Source organism: Nocardia sp. NPDC059228 (assembly GCF_042754245.1).
Taxonomy (GTDB): domain Bacteria; phylum Actinomycetota; class Actinomycetes; order Mycobacteriales; family Mycobacteriaceae; genus Nocardia.
Map to the genome: position 1 here is coordinate 38851 of NZ_JBHZAL010000031.1, position 13333 is coordinate 52183.

General features: G+C 66.6%; 12 protein-coding genes and 1 tRNA gene. 9 read left to right on the top strand and 4 right to left on the bottom strand.

Annotation, left to right across the window (positions count from 1 at the left end):
* Nucleotides 1-17: 17 nt before the first annotated feature.
* The 5 genes from ACFXKA_RS33520 to ACFXKA_RS33540 are packed head-to-tail and all read left to right on the top strand — an operon-like array spanning nt 18 to nt 7758.
* Nucleotides 18-1055 (top strand): ABC transporter substrate-binding protein, encoded by a 1038-nt coding sequence (locus tag ACFXKA_RS33520; RefSeq protein WP_379430348.1) that lies wholly within the window; start codon nt 18-20, stop codon nt 1053-1055.
* Complete coding sequence (locus ACFXKA_RS33525) at nt 1052-1900, top strand: ABC transporter permease (protein WP_379430349.1); 849 nt, start codon at nt 1052-1054, stop codon at nt 1898-1900. The genes ACFXKA_RS33520 and ACFXKA_RS33525 overlap by 4 nt, the downstream gene beginning before the upstream one ends.
* Entirely contained in the window at nt 1876-2601 is a 726-nt protein-coding gene (locus ACFXKA_RS33530) for an ABC transporter ATP-binding protein (RefSeq protein WP_379430350.1), read from the top strand. Before ACFXKA_RS33525 ends, ACFXKA_RS33530 begins: the two co-directional genes overlap by 25 nt.
* Nucleotides 2602-2611: 10 nt before the next feature.
* On the top strand, nt 2612-3958 hold the full coding sequence (locus tag ACFXKA_RS33535; RefSeq protein WP_379430351.1) for an LLM class flavin-dependent oxidoreductase: 1347 nt from the start codon (nt 2612-2614) through the stop codon (nt 3956-3958).
* Complete coding sequence (locus ACFXKA_RS33540; RefSeq protein ID WP_379430352.1) at nt 3955-7758, top strand: ABC transporter ATP-binding protein; 3804 nt, start codon at nt 3955-3957, stop codon at nt 7756-7758. The genes ACFXKA_RS33535 and ACFXKA_RS33540 overlap by 4 nt, the downstream gene beginning before the upstream one ends.
* An 83-nt stretch (nt 7759-7841) precedes the next feature.
* Here ACFXKA_RS33540 and ACFXKA_RS33545 read toward each other — a convergent pair whose 3' ends face one another.
* Nucleotides 7842-8864 (bottom strand): putative zinc-binding metallopeptidase, encoded by a 1023-nt coding sequence (locus ACFXKA_RS33545; RefSeq protein ID WP_379430353.1) that lies wholly within the window; start codon nt 8862-8864, stop codon nt 7842-7844.
* A gap of 121 nt (nt 8865-8985) precedes the next feature.
* On the opposite strand from ACFXKA_RS33545, the gene ACFXKA_RS33550 reads away from it, so the two are divergent.
* The gene (locus tag ACFXKA_RS33550; RefSeq protein ID WP_379430354.1) at nt 8986-9318 is read left to right on the top strand and encodes a hypothetical protein; all 333 of its coding nucleotides are present in this window, start codon (nt 8986-8988) and stop codon (nt 9316-9318) included.
* A 58-nt stretch (nt 9319-9376) separates the two neighbouring features.
* On the opposite strand, the gene ACFXKA_RS33555 is transcribed toward ACFXKA_RS33550, so the two are convergent.
* Entirely contained in the window at nt 9377-9718 is a 342-nt protein-coding gene (locus ACFXKA_RS33555; RefSeq protein ID WP_379430355.1) for a hypothetical protein, read from the bottom strand.
* Nucleotides 9719-9771: 53 nt separating this feature from the next.
* Entirely contained in the window at nt 9772-10074 is a 303-nt protein-coding gene (locus ACFXKA_RS33560; RefSeq protein ID WP_379430356.1) for a hypothetical protein, read from the bottom strand.
* Nucleotides 10075-10458: 384 nt separating this feature from the next.
* Here ACFXKA_RS33560 and ACFXKA_RS33565 point away from each other — a divergent pair, with 384 nt between their 5' ends.
* The 3 genes from ACFXKA_RS33565 to ACFXKA_RS33575 all read left to right on the top strand — a co-directional run bounded on the left by ACFXKA_RS33565 (nt 10459) and on the right by ACFXKA_RS33575 (nt 11185).
* Nucleotides 10459-10866 (top strand): hypothetical protein, encoded by a 408-nt coding sequence (locus tag ACFXKA_RS33565; protein WP_379430357.1) that lies wholly within the window; start codon nt 10459-10461, stop codon nt 10864-10866.
* A 27-nt stretch (nt 10867-10893) separates the two neighbouring features.
* On the top strand, nt 10894-11049 hold the full coding sequence (locus ACFXKA_RS33570) for a hypothetical protein (RefSeq protein WP_379430358.1): 156 nt from the start codon (nt 10894-10896) through the stop codon (nt 11047-11049).
* Nucleotides 11050-11110: 61 nt separating this feature from the next.
* A tRNA-Val gene (locus ACFXKA_RS33575) sits at nt 11111-11185 on the top strand.
* Here ACFXKA_RS33575 and ACFXKA_RS33580 read toward each other — a convergent pair.
* The gene (locus ACFXKA_RS33580) at nt 11142-12830 is read right to left on the bottom strand and encodes a recombinase family protein (RefSeq protein WP_379430400.1); all 1689 of its coding nucleotides are present in this window, start codon (nt 12828-12830) and stop codon (nt 11142-11144) included. The two genes, ACFXKA_RS33575 and ACFXKA_RS33580, sit on opposite strands and share 44 nt — an antisense overlap.
* Nucleotides 12831-13333 lie beyond the last annotated feature (503 nt).

The following is a 13333-nucleotide window of genomic DNA, read 5'->3' on the forward strand; positions in this document are numbered from 1 at the left end:
CGAATCAGGAGAAAAGAATGCGATACGCGATATCCGGGTTAGGCGTTGCCGTAGCGGCCGTTGTACTGGTGGCCGGCTGCGCCACCCGCGCCGGGGATACCGATCTTTCGGCGGCGCTGCCGACCAGTGTGCCGCCGAACACCAAACTGTCCATTTCGGTGAATACGACCCGGGTCGCGCTGGATGCCGCCGGGCAGTTGAACACCTTGCCGTTCACCGTTTCCGACTGGCCGGTGGTCTCCGCCGGGCCGGATGTGATTCAAGCTTTTCGCGGCGGCGCCCTGGATGTGGCGAGCAATGCGGGAATTCCGCCGATCCACGCCCATGCCACGGGTGTGGACGCGAAGATCGTCGGTGTCAAGGTGCGCTCGACGCCGCTGTATCAACTGGCGACGGCACCGAACTCGAGCATCAACAGCCTGGCCGACCTGCGCGGTAAGCGGATCGGATTTTCGCCCGGCCAGGCGCAGGGCGTGGTGGTGCTGCGCACTCTGCAGGCCGCCGGCATCGGCCTGAAAGAGGTCGAACTCGTCGAGTTGAACAGTCCGCAATTCCTCACCGCATTGCAGGGCAGGCAAATCGATGTCGCTCCGCTCGCCGAGCCGCAGACCACCAAATACCTGGCCCAGTACGGCGATCAGGGTGCACGTGCGGTGGCAACGCCGGCCGTGGACGCCCTGACCATCCTGTGGACGCCGACCGCGGTGCTGCAGGATTCCGCGAAACTGGCCGCGGTCACGGCATTCGTGAAGGTCTGGGCGCGGGCCGACATCTGGTCCTGGGAGCATCAGGATCAATGGCTCGACGCGTATTACGTGAAGGATCAGAAGGTTTCGGCGGAGGACGCCCGCCGGATTCAGGGCACCGTCGACAAGCCCTATTACCCGGCGAAATGGGATGACGCCATCAAATGGGAACAGGAAACCATCGACCTCGTAACCCGCTCCGGCTACTTCGGTAAGAGCTTCGATGCCGGTGAACTGTTCGACCGTCGTTTCGAATCGCTGGCCTCGGACGCGGTGCCCGCGCAGTACCGGATCAAGGAGTCACAATGACACTCGCGCTGCCCCGTATCGTGGTGCTCGCGCCCCGGACGGGCGAGGAGTTCGTGGACCGGCCTCGCCTGCGTCGCCTCGGACTGCGGAAACCGGTGCCGTTCGCACGCCTGCTCGGCGTGGTCGTGGTGCTCGCGGCCTGGTCGGCGGGCAGCCATTACGGGCTGCTGGACCACCGCAAGCTGTCCGCGCCATGGACCGTGCTCGGCACCGGCTGGGACCTCGTCCGCGACGGCACGCTCGGGGACAACGTGCTCGCCTCGCTGCACCGGGCGGCGATCGGTCTCGGGCTGGGCATCCTGATCGGCACGACACTCGCTCTGGTGGCGGGACTTTCGCGGCTGGGTGAATCGCTGATCGACGGACCGGTGCAGGTCAAGCGCGCTGTTCCCAGCCTCGGGCTGATTCCGCTGATGATCCTGTGGCTGGGCATCGGTGAGACGTTCAAGATCGTGCTGATCACTCTGGGCGTGGCGCTGGCCATGTATCTGCAGACGCACGCCTCGCTCACCGCCATCGACAAGCGGTTCGTGGAACTGTCGGAGGTGCAGGGTGTTTCGCGCTGGGAGTTCATCGCCCGCGTGGTGATACCGGGCTCGCTGCCGGGCTTCTTCCTCGGGCTGCGATTGTCGGTCACCGGCGCCTGGCTCTCTCTGGTCGTCGTCGAATCCGTCAATGCCACAGACGGATTGGGCAAGCTCATGACCAGCGCCCAGAACTACGGGCAGGCCGATGTCATCCTGGTCTGCCTGGTCATCTACGGCGCCTTCGGACTCGTCTCCGATGCCGGAATCCGGCTGCTCGAACGCAAGGTGCTGTCATGGCGTCGAACGATCTCGACCTAGGCGTCCGGACCCGCGACCTGGTCCGGTCGTTCGGGGAGCGGACCATCCTGGACCGCATAACGCTGACCATCCCGCCGGGCCAGTTCGTCGCCCTGCTCGGCCGCAGCGGCTCCGGCAAGAGCACCCTGCTGCGGGCGCTGGCCGGGCTCGATCACGATGTCGAGGGTTCAGGCGTGCTGCGGGTGCCGGCGAAAACCGCCGTGGTCTTCCAGGATTCGAGACTGCTGCCCTGGCAGCGGGTGCTGACCAACGTGCTGTACGGGCAGCCGCGCGCCCGCGGCGCGGCGGGCCGGGCCCTGCTGTCGGAGGTCGGACTGGCCGGGCGGGAGCGCGCGTGGCCCTCGGAACTGTCCGGCGGCGAGCAACAGCGGGTGGCGCTGGCGCGGGCCCTGGTCGGAGCTCCCGATCTGCTGCTGGCCGATGAGCCGTTCGGCGCGCTGGACGCGCTCACCCGGATCAGGATGCACGCGTTGCTCCGTGATCTGGTCCAGCGGCACACCCCGACCGTCCTGCTGGTCACCCACGATGTGGACGAGGCGATCACCCTGGCGCAGCGCGTGCTGGTGCTCGATGCCGGCCGCCTCACCCTCGACCTGCCCCTCGACCTGCCGGCCGAGCGCGATCCGGGCGAACCGGAGTTCCAGCGCATCCGCCGCACCCTGTTGTCCGCGCTGGGCGTCGTCCCCGCCGCAATCCGATAAGGAACCCTTCATGCCATCGAAACAGCTGCACCTCAACGCATTTCTCATGTCGACCGGACACCACGAGGCCTCGTGGCGGCTGCCGGAGTCCGATCCGCACGCGAACACCAAGATCGATCACTATGTGCAGCTGGCCCGCATCGCCGAACGCGGGAAGCTCGACTCGATCTTCTTCGCCGACAGCCCGGTGCTCTACGGCGATACCGGGCGCCGCCCCGCCGGCAAGCTGGAGCCGACGGTCCTGCTCACGGCCATCGCGGTGCAGACCTCGCGGATCGGTCTCATCGCCACCGCGTCCACCAGCTACAACTCGCCGTTCAACCTGGCGCGCCGCTTCGCCTCGGTGGACTGGGTATCGGGCGGGCGCGTCGGCTGGAACATCGTCACCACCGCCGGCGCCGACGCCGCACGCAACTTCGGACTCGACGACGTCCCCGACCACAGGCTGCGCTACGAGAAGGCCGCCGAATTCGTCGATGTGGCAACGAAACTGTGGGACAGCTGGCAGGACGACGCCGTGCTGGCGGACAAGGAATCGGGTATACACACGGATCCGGACCGGGTCCGCAGGATCGACCACGAGGGCCGGTTCTTCAAGGTCGCGGGTCCGCTGAACGTGGCGCGGCCGCCGCAGGGGTATCCGGTGCTGGTGCAGGCGGGTTCCTCCGAGGACGGCAAGGACTTCGCCGCCCGCTACGCCGAGGCGGTGTTCACCGCACAGCAGACCATCGAGGACGGGCTCGCGTTCTACACCGATCTGAAGGGTCGCGCGATCGCTCTCGGCCGCGACCCGGAGACCATCAAAATCCTGCCGGGCATCGTGCCCGTCATCGGCGATACCGAGGAGCACGCCAGGGAACTGGATGCCGAACTGGAGCGGCTGATCTCACCCGAGTACGCCAAGCGCCAGCTGGCCCGTACCTGGGGCATTCCGGTGGAGGACCTCGACCTGGACAGCGAACTGCCCGACGACCTGCCCACCGAGGACGAGATCCAGGGCGCCAAGAGCCGATTCACCCTCATCGTGAATCTCGCTCGGCGCGAACGGCTCACGCTGCGCCAGCTGATCGCCCGGCTCGGGGGCGGACGCGGCCACCACACCTTCGCCGGCACCGCTGATCAGGTCGCCGACACCATCGAGGAGTGGTTCACTCGCGGCGCCGCGGACGGGTTCAACATCATGCCCGCCGTGCTGCCCTCGGGCCTGGAGCGTTTCGTGGACGAGGTGGTGCCGATCCTGCAGCGGCGCGGGCTGTTCCGCGCCGAGTACACCGAGACGACGCTGCGTGGGCACTACGGTCTGCAGCGGCCCGCCAATCAGTTCTCCGGAGCCGGCGCGCTCGTGGTCGCGGGATGAGCTGGGGCTCCGGCTGTTCCGCGGACGCGGCCTCGAATACCCGCGCCGACGGGTGGATTCGCTATCTGCTGCGGCGTTGCGCACAGCATCGCCGCACCGTATTGCTCGCGTGCGCCGGTGCGTTGGTATCCAACGTCTGCACGGCCGTGCTGCCGCTGCTGGTACGGCATGTGGTCGACACCGTGACCACCACGGCAGCCTCGGTGCTGCCGTGGGTGCTGGTGCTGCTCACGGTCGGGACCACCCGGTTCGTGGCGGGGTACGGGCGGCGCACCGGGTCCTCACGGCTGTCGCTGGACGTGCAGCACGATCTGCGGCGTGACCTGTTCGCGGCGTTGCTGCGGCTGAACGGCCGGCAGCGGTCGGGGCTCTACACCGGACAGGTCGTTAGCCGTGCCATCACCGACGTGACGCTGATTCAGATGTTCCTGCAACTGCTTCCGCTGGTCGCGGGCAATGTGGTGCTGCTGGCTGTTTCACTGATCCTGATGGCGTCGATGTCGCCGATGCTGAGTGTCATTGCGCTGCTGGTGGTTCCGGCGCTGTGGCTGATCACCTCCCGCAGTCAGCGAGAGCTGTTCCCCGCCAACTGGGACGCGCAGGCCCGCGCCGCCGAGGTCGCCATGCGAGTGGAGGCGGCGGTGACGGGCGTGCGGGTGGTGAAGGGTTTCGGGCAGGAATCGCACGAGCTCGAGGAACTGGCGGGCTCGGCCCGGGACCTGTACCGGTCGCGGTTGCGCATCACGCGGATCACCAGCCGGTTCACCCCCGCCATGCAGGCGGTGCCGGCCGCGGGGCAGGCGCTGATTCTGGTCGTGGGCGGGCTGCTGGCGCTTCGGCAGTCCATCACGCTGGGCACCTTCCTGGCCTTCATGACGTACCTGGGCTCGTTCGTCACCCCGATCCGCATGTTCTCCATGCTGCTCACGGTGAGCCAGCAGGGCAGGGCCTCGCTCGAGCGGGTCCGTGAGGTGATCGAGACGCCCGTGCCGCGTGAGGCGGCCGCGGCGCAGTCGGCCGCCGAGGTGGCGGGCGACTCCGGCAGTGCGCCTCGGATCGAGTTCCATGGCGTGCGTTTCGCGTTCGAGGCACAGCCACCGGTGTTGAACGGGCTCGACCTCATTGTCGGGCCAGGGGAGACGGTGGCCGTTGCCGGTGCGGCCGGTTCGGGCAAATCGATTCTGGTGCAACTGCTGCCCCGCCTGTTCGATCCCGATGCGGGCCGAATTCTGGTGGACGGCATCGATATCCGGGATCTACCGGACCTGCGCGGCCGGATCGCAATGGTCTTCGAGGACACCTCGCTGATGGCGGACACGGTGCGGGCCAATGTGTCCTACGGCCGTCGTGACGCCACCGACGAACAGGTGTGGCACGCACTGTATCTGGCTGCCGCCGACGAATTCGTCGCCGCGCTGCCCGAGGGCCTGGACACGCACATCGGCGAGCGTGGACAGCGGTTGTCCGGCGGACAGCGTCAGCGCCTGGCCCTGGCCCGCGCCTTGATCACCGACGCCCCGATCCTGGTGCTCGACGACGCTACCTCCGCCATCGACGCACAGGTGGAGGAGCAGATCTTCGCCCGCGTCGCCGCCGAGGTGCGCCGGCGCACCACCATCGTGGTGGCACACCGGATCTCCACTCTCGCACTGGCCGACCGGGTGGCCGTGCTGGACGGCGGCCGGGTCGCCGAACTCGGCACTCTGCACGATCTGCAGACCTCCGGAGAGCTGTTCCACACCCTGTTCACCGCGCCGGACCCGGTGAGTATCGCCGCCGATCTAAGCGCGGTGACCGACACCGTGCCCACCGCCGGACTGTGGACGGGCACCGAGACCGACGGTGACGAGTCACGTGCGCTGGAGCAGATGGCCAGAGCGTTCGCCCGGCGTGCCGCCGGCTCGCCGGGGGCGATGGGCGGTCACCTGGGCGGGGGCATGATGTCGAGCGCCCCGCCGAGCGGCGACGTGCGCGCCCTGATCGGGCGGTTGCCCGCAGCCACCGGTGAACCCGATGTGCCCGAGCATTTTTCGCACACACCGGACCCGAACTTCGATTTGACGCGCTTGCTGCGGCCGTTCGCGTTGCCGCTGCTGGCCGGACTGGGGCTGGTCGCCCTGGACGCCCTGGCACAGATCCTGATTCCGTTCCTGGTGCGCTACGGCATCGACCACGGCGTGCTGGCCGGAGCCCGCGACGTGCTGCTGCTGGCCGCCGCGTCCGCGCTGGTCGTGGTGGTCGTGGACTGGGTGATCACCGTCGCCCAGGTCCGCGTGACCGGACAGGCGGGGGAGCGGCTGCTCTACGGCCTGCGGGTGAAGGTCTTCGCCCAGCTGCAACGGCTGGGATTGCAGTTCTACGAGCGGGAACTGGCGGGCCGCATCATGACCCGGATGATCACCGACGTGGACGGGTTGTCGACCTTCCTGCAGACGGGACTGGCGGTCGCGCTGACCAGCACGCTGACCATCAGCGGCGTGGTGGTGGCGCTGATCGTGATCGACGGCCGCCTGGCGCTGGTGGTGCTCGCGCTACTGCCGGTGCTGGTGATCGCGACGGTCGCGTTCCGCCGGGCGTCGGTGCCCGCCTACAACCTGGCGCGCGAGCAGGTCAGCGCCGCGAACGCCTACCTGCAGGAGAACGTCGACACCATCGCGGTGACCCAGGCCTACCGCCGCGAGGCGATCAATCAGCGCGAATTCGAGCGTCGCTCATGGGGTTACCGCGATGCGCGGCTGCGCAGTCAGACGCTGATGGCGTTGTTCTTCCCGTTCATCGAGATCATGTCGGTGATCGCCACGGCCGCCGTGCTGGCGGTCGGGGTGCACCAGGTGCGCGAGAGTGCGCTCACCGCAGGGACATTGATCGCGTTCCTGCTCTACATCGATCTGCTGTTCGCCCCCATCCAGCAGTTGTCGCAGGTTTTCGACAGCTACCAGCAGGCGGTCGTCGGCATCGAGCGCCTCGGTGTGCTGATGCGCGAGCCCGTGTCCACCCCGGACGCGCCGGATGCGCGTCCGGTCGAGCGGCTCGCGGGCGAGATCGAGTTCCGCGGTGTCGGTTTCGCCTACCAGGGGGCCGATCGGCGCGTACTGTCCGGCATCGATCTGCGAATCGCGCCCGGCCAGCAGGTCGCCGTCGTCGGCGAAACCGGAGCCGGCAAATCCACCCTGGTGAAACTGCTTGCGCGCCTGTACGACACGACCGACGGAGCCGTGCTCGTCGACGGCGTCGACATCCGCCGCTACCGGTTGCGCGACTACCGCAAACGGCTGGGCGTGGTTCCGCAGGAACCGTTCCTGTTCGGCGACACGGTGCATGCCACCATCGCCTACGGAAAACCCGATGCCACACCCGCCGACATCGAATGGGCGGCACGCGCGGTCGGCGCCCACGAGATGATCGCCGCTCTCGAGCACGGTTACCGGCAGCCGATCGGCGCGCACGGCGCCGCTCTGTCCGCCGGTCAGCGCCAACTGCTGGCGCTGGCCCGCGCTCAACTGGTGGAGCCCGACATACTCATCCTCGACGAGGCCACCGCTTCCCTGGACCTGGCGACCGACGCCCGCGTCCGCGCGGCCGTCGAGGTCCTCACCGCGGGCCGCACCACCATCGTCGTGGCCCACCGCCTGGCCACCGCCGCCGATGCCGATCTGATCATCGTGATGGGTGACGGCCGTCTGCTGCAAACCGGCCGCCACGCCGAGCTGCTCGAGATCGACGGCCCCTACCGCCGGTTGTGGTCGGCCTACGTCGGCGACGAAGCCCCCGCGGACCACTTCGCTGCCGAATCATCATGAGTACGGGTGCCCGCGAATTGCGGTTTCTTCACAGACCAGGCGGGACCGGTCCTACCCGTGGTGCCGTGTTCGCGACTGAACGGCTATTTCCGCGTTGCCGAAGCTGTTGCGCGGCCGATCAGCTCGTGGATGAATCGCATCTTGTCCAATGCCGCCGGGGCCAGGACGAAGGGATAGAGGTCGGGGTGGCCCATCGACCGGTTGACCTGGTTGAGGGCCCATGACAGTGGCAGCCACTGCTCGATGAGGCGATCGAAACCGGTGTCGGCGCGTAGCCGCACTTCGGATCGGGTGCTTGCCGGGGTCATCGCGAATGCTGCTGCGGTGTCGAGGGTTTCACGGATATGGAGGTAGTGGGCGAAGGTCTCGGCCCAATCCTCGACGGGATGCGTCGCGGCATACGCGGACACGAACCGATCCGGCCAGTCCGGTGGCGGGCCGATCCGATAGTTCCGGTCCAGCGCGGCCGCATAGTCCTCGTCGGGGTCGCCGAACAGTGCTCGGAATCTCGGCTCCCGCAGGCCGTCGCCCACCAGGACCTGCTGGTAGTGGTGGCCGAGCTCGTGGCGGAAGTGGCCCACGAGTGTCCGGTATGGCTCGTCCATCGATACGCGGAGTCGTTCGCGGTGCACATCGTCGCTTTCGGCGAGGTCCAGCGTGATCAGCCCGCTGTGGTGGCCGGTCGTCACCGCCTCACACGCGCTGGACAACAGGTCGAAAGCCAGGCCGTGGTCGAGATCCTCGTCTCGCCCGACGATCGGCAACCCGAGTTCGTTCAGCTCGAAGATCACCCGCCGCTTGCTCGTCTCGGCTTCGGCGAATTGCGCCAGCCCTTGGGAGTCGTCGTCCGCGGGCCGGGTTCGGGTCAACCGGCACGAACGGCACAATTCACCGCCGGCCGCTGGGACCAGCCAATTGCACCGGGCGCGCTGCAGATTGCCGCATGTCCGCCATTGACGACCGTCGACAGTGGTCGTCCCGCGCGTATCGAGGACGAGCAGGGTGCGACTGGGCAGGTGAAACCCCAGCGCCCCGCCGCACCTCAGGCAGACCGAATTCTCGAACGACAATCGCTGTCCGCACCGACCGCACGTGAAGTCTCGCAAGGGATTCCTTCCCGCCGTACTTCCTGGGATTCCCGCGTTCATCGTTTGGATCCCTGGGCGCGGGTAACCCCGAAGAGCAGGCGTCGGGCGCGTCGCCCGGGCCGGATGGGAGGTGTCGACAATGACCACAGAAGGAGCGTCGGAGTTTCCGCCGCTCGATGGCGCTGCGGATCTTTCCCGCGCAACGCAGGTGCAGCAGGGAGAGGTGCTGGCCGACAGCCGGAACTGGGCGGGCTTCGCGTTGATGTTCTTCGGCGTCCTCGCCACTGCCGTCGCGTTCCTGGCCCTCTGGCTGCATCAGCCGACCCTGGGCCTGGTAGGCGCGATCCTGGCCGCCGTCGGCCTCGTCGGCGGCACCGCGCTCATCGTCCTGGAACGACGCAGGCGAACGACGATGACGACCGACATCGACGAGCCGATCGTCTGGCGTCCAGCCGGGCCGCCGCGGTACTGAGCCCGACCCGGCGCAGCGATGTGGTGTCGAGATGGCGGGCTGATCCAGAGGCGAGACGCTACCCCTCGGTCGAATCATCTTCGGCCGAAACGCTTTTGCGCAGGATGCGGAAATCCCGCTGCAGGTCGGTGAGCGATACCGCACACACCCGGCCGCCGCCGATCGGTCGAACCTCCGCGTACGGAATCGGGTTGTGTCGCACCGCTGTGACCTGAATGGAAGCACCGAGCGCGGTGTCGTGAATGGGGACCAGACGGGTTCCTTTTGCGATTTCCACGGTTCTCGACCTCCGGGTGTATGCCGCGATCTGTTTCGTATTCGCGTACCCGCCTCGGCGCCGGTCAAACGGCACCAGCTCGTCTTCATGCCTCGGCGCCCCTGCTCGAGCGGTGAGGGTCATGGGAAACCGCAGCCTGGCCAGGGCGCGATGCACTCTGGCCAGGTGCGCAGTCGTCAGTTGATGGAGAAGCTGCCCGCCATCGGGGGCGTGCCGGCCGCTCCGGCCGCCACGGTGCCGATCGGATCGCCCGAGCAGTCGATGCTGGCGTAGAAGGTGGCGTCCTGGTCGGTCGAGTTCGTCACGGTGGTCGTGTCCAGGTCGGTGAGCAGGATCCGGACGCAACCGGACGGGTTCACGAGAACCCTGCCGTTCGAGACCAGGGTGCCGGTCGACGCGCCCGCGGTCGCGGGCGCCAGCACCGCCACCATCCCGGCCACCGCGGCAGCGCCGAGTACTCCAGCAATACGCAACTTCATTGGATCCTCCGTGGTGAATCTGCACCCGATCGCTCGGGCACCGTAACCCTGGCAAACTACACCGGCCGAAGGCGCCGCCATGTATCCAGAAAAATACGGCCGTGTTTCGGCACGCGCCCGGACCGCTGCCCGCGAATGCCCCGCCACTGCAGACGATTACCTTGGCGCCGGGCTTTCACTTACCGCCCGATCGAGCGAGTCGCGGCGGCTGTCGGACAACCGATCCAGACTGGCCATCCGGGTTTCGTCTTCACGCCGATCACGTACTGGCCGGGGCGGTTGGGACCGGTCACCGACCCGGACCAAGCGCGAGAATGGCCCGAGCTGGTGCTGCTGTCGGCTCCCGGTCATGTGGAAGACGAGTCGCGGCACCCAGTACTCGAGATGGTGCTGCGGGCGCTCGAGACCTTCGGGCCCGAGAGGGGCCTCATCGACTATGACTACATCAGCGCCCGACTGCCCGAGGCAGCCCGCATCGAGCTGGAGGCCATCATGTCGATTTCGGTCGAGAACTACCAGTGGGAGAGCGAATTCGCTCGGCGCCACCAGGCGATCGGTCACGCCGAAGGCGTGGCGGAAGGTCGAGCGGAAGGCAAGGCCGAGGGCGTGGCCGAAGGCCGGGCCGAGGGTGAGGCTTCGGCGATTCTCACGGTTCTGGCCGCTCGGGGGATCGAGGTTGACGGGGCCGCCCGTGAGCGGATTCTGGCATGCGGTGATCTGGAGCGGCTGTCGGATTGGCTGACCCGGGCTGTCACGGTGGCCGCGGTCGCCGAGCTGTTCGATCAGCCGTAGCGCCGGCTCGCTCCTGCGGATCCGGCCATGGTCGCCCATGTCGAAGGCACCATTGCTGACGCTGAAATCGCCATCACCGCAGCGGAATTCGACGTCCTGGCCGACACCGACCGAGTCGGCTACGCTGCGCCGCAGCGAGCGATGGTGCACCCGATTTGGCATGACGGTGGGTGGACGCGCTAATGTTCTCTCAGCCGGAGCAGGGGAGACCCGAACCGGACAGTCGCCTCGAGCGACGAGCTACGGTTCTATAGCTCAGCGGGAGAGCACTCGCTTCACACGCGAGGGGTCGCTGGTTCGATCCCAGCTAGAACCACCATGAGGGGCTTATTCCAACCGGCGTCCGCTCGCTGGTTCGAGTAAGCCCCTTTCTGCTTTCTGTGCGGTGGGGGGCTGGTGCAGGCGCGGCCGGCTTGATGGAGGGCGGCGAACAGGTCGGTTTTCTCGTCGCTGATCGTCGGTTCGATGGTGTCGTGATGGTCGTCGATGTAGAAGCGTTGGTAGAAGGTCTCGTTGAGCAGGCGGCGGATGTCGGTGCTGGCGTCGCGGTACAGGACGTAAGGGTCGGCAACGAGGTCCAAGGCGTGCCGGAGCACTCCCGCGCCGATGGTGAGCTCTTCGGAGGTGTTCGTGAGCCCGGCTTCGAGGCGTTTGCGTTGGGTCTTGATGTCGATCAGCTTCATGCGGACTTTTGCTTGGGGCATCGAGCCGTCGGCGAGCAGGTCGATCAGGCGGTTTTCCTTGGCGTCGAGCTGTTTCAGTTGACGGTTGAGGCTGGCGTGTCGGTCGCGGACGGTGGTGTGTTCGTCGGCGACGACTTCTTGGAGGAGCCTTCGGGTCTCGGTGGCGAAGGATGTCGAGAGCTGCAGTGTGCGATAGTGCTCGGCCACGGCCTCTTCGACCATTTCGACTGGGACGTAGGGAAGATCGCATAACCCCTCTTTGCTTCTGCGGCACTTGAAGTATGTGTACTTGCTGCCGTTGCGGCTGGTCGACTGGTTGAACACCAGCCGTGAGGTATGCCCCTGGTCGCGGCAGCGAGTGCAGAACAGGAACCCTTTGAGGTAGTGGTTGTGAACCCGGTCGCGGTTCCCATTGGCGCTGCGCTGCCGGAGCATATCCTGAACGCGGTCGAACAGTTCATGGCTGATCAGCGGTTCGTGGCGCCCGGGATAGATCTGGCCCTTCCACGTGACGTAGCCGACGTAGTACGGGTCGCGCAGCATGTTGTGCAGGGTTGAGGCCGATACTGGTCGTTGTGCCGGGTAGCGGCTGGTCGGAGGAGAAGTCAGCCCCAAGTCGGCCATTGCCGCTTCGAGATCGTCGAGGCCGTACTCGCCGGTTGCGTAGAGTTCCCAAGCCTGCACGACGAGCGGTGCACGGTCTTCGTCGATCTTGATGGTGTTGACCTGGCGGCCTTCGAACAGTATGCGGGTGTTGACGTACCCGACTTTGGCTCGGCTGCAGGTGCCACCGCTCATGGCCTTGTTCAGCATTTTGATGCTGATGTCCTGGCCGGACAGCCTGTTCTGGGTGTCGTTGAAGATGTCAGTGATGGCGGCCATCATGTCGGCGTAGATACCTTCGCCGAAGTCTTCCCGAGCCGAGATCAGCTTCACGCCCATCTTGTCGAGCTGGCGCTTGGTGACCGCGGCGTCGATGTAGTTGCGGAAGGCACGGGACCGGGCATAGACGATGACGTACTTGATCTCGGGGTGCTCGTTCAGGTAGGCCAGCATCTCTTGGAACACGGGCCGGTTCTCGACGGACTTGGCCGATACTCCTGGCTCGACGAACTCCTTGACGATCCGGGTAGGAAGATTGTCGGCACGCTTTTCGACGACGCTGCGTTGGGTCGCAATCGAATTGCCGTCCGGGTCGATGTCGATGGCGGTGTTCAACTGCTTCTTGTCCGAGACTCGCAGGTACGCGACAGCCGGATCGGCGGTCACGGCAGCTTTCACTGTTCCTCCTCAGCTGATTCGGATTCCTTCGCCAGCGCGATGACGGCGCGGCTGAGCCTGCGAAGATCCGGTGGCTCACGCCTGTCGCTGTCCACGACCAGGCGGTGCTCACGTCTGTCTCCGATCGGAGTCTCACCGCGCCTAGACATTCCGTACTCGCCTGCTGGGCGCTTTGGTGTTGCTACGGCCTAGCTGTTGACCGGAGCGCCCTCCAAGATTCTTGTTTTCGTCTTGCATTGCAAGAGGATTCGGTTCGCTAAAAGATAGCCATGGATGGCAATGGGGTTCATGACCTGCGCACGAACGCCCAGCGGTCGCGGTGTCGGGAAAGGGCAAGCCTGGCCATGGGATCACTTGCCATTCATCGCATTTGCTGTGCCACGGACACATCCTGGCGGCGTTGGTCTGTCCTCCGCCTTCTCGGTGACGCTCGTATGCGCGAAACCCGAGCCTGCGACGACCGCCGGTGGAATAGACGTTGGGCGCACCAGGCTTGATTGTCA

Bases quoted from the DNA above. Each gene is read 5' to 3' on its own strand.
- ACFXKA_RS33520 (WP_379430348.1), top strand. From the start codon at position 18: ATGCGATACGCGATATCCGGGTTAGGCGTTGCCGTAGCGGCCGTTGTA.
- ACFXKA_RS33525 (WP_379430349.1), top strand. From the start codon at position 1,052: ATGACACTCGCGCTGCCCCGTATCGTGGTGCTCGCGCCCCGGACGGGC.
- ACFXKA_RS33530 (WP_379430350.1), top strand. From the start codon at position 1,876: ATGGCGTCGAACGATCTCGACCTAGGCGTCCGGACCCGCGACCTGGTC.
- ACFXKA_RS33535 (WP_379430351.1), top strand. From the start codon at position 2,612: ATGCCATCGAAACAGCTGCACCTCAACGCATTTCTCATGTCGACCGGA.
- ACFXKA_RS33540 (WP_379430352.1), top strand. From the start codon at position 3,955: ATGAGCTGGGGCTCCGGCTGTTCCGCGGACGCGGCCTCGAATACCCGC.
- ACFXKA_RS33550 (WP_379430354.1), top strand. From the start codon at position 8,986: ATGACCACAGAAGGAGCGTCGGAGTTTCCGCCGCTCGATGGCGCTGCG.
- ACFXKA_RS33555 (WP_379430355.1), bottom strand. From the start codon at position 9,718: ATGACCCTCACCGCTCGAGCAGGGGCGCCGAGGCATGAAGACGAGCTG.
- ACFXKA_RS33560 (WP_379430356.1), bottom strand. From the start codon at position 10,074: ATGAAGTTGCGTATTGCTGGAGTACTCGGCGCTGCCGCGGTGGCCGGG.
- ACFXKA_RS33565 (WP_379430357.1), top strand. From the start codon at position 10,459: ATGGTGCTGCGGGCGCTCGAGACCTTCGGGCCCGAGAGGGGCCTCATC.
- ACFXKA_RS33570 (WP_379430358.1), top strand. From the start codon at position 10,894: ATGGTCGCCCATGTCGAAGGCACCATTGCTGACGCTGAAATCGCCATC.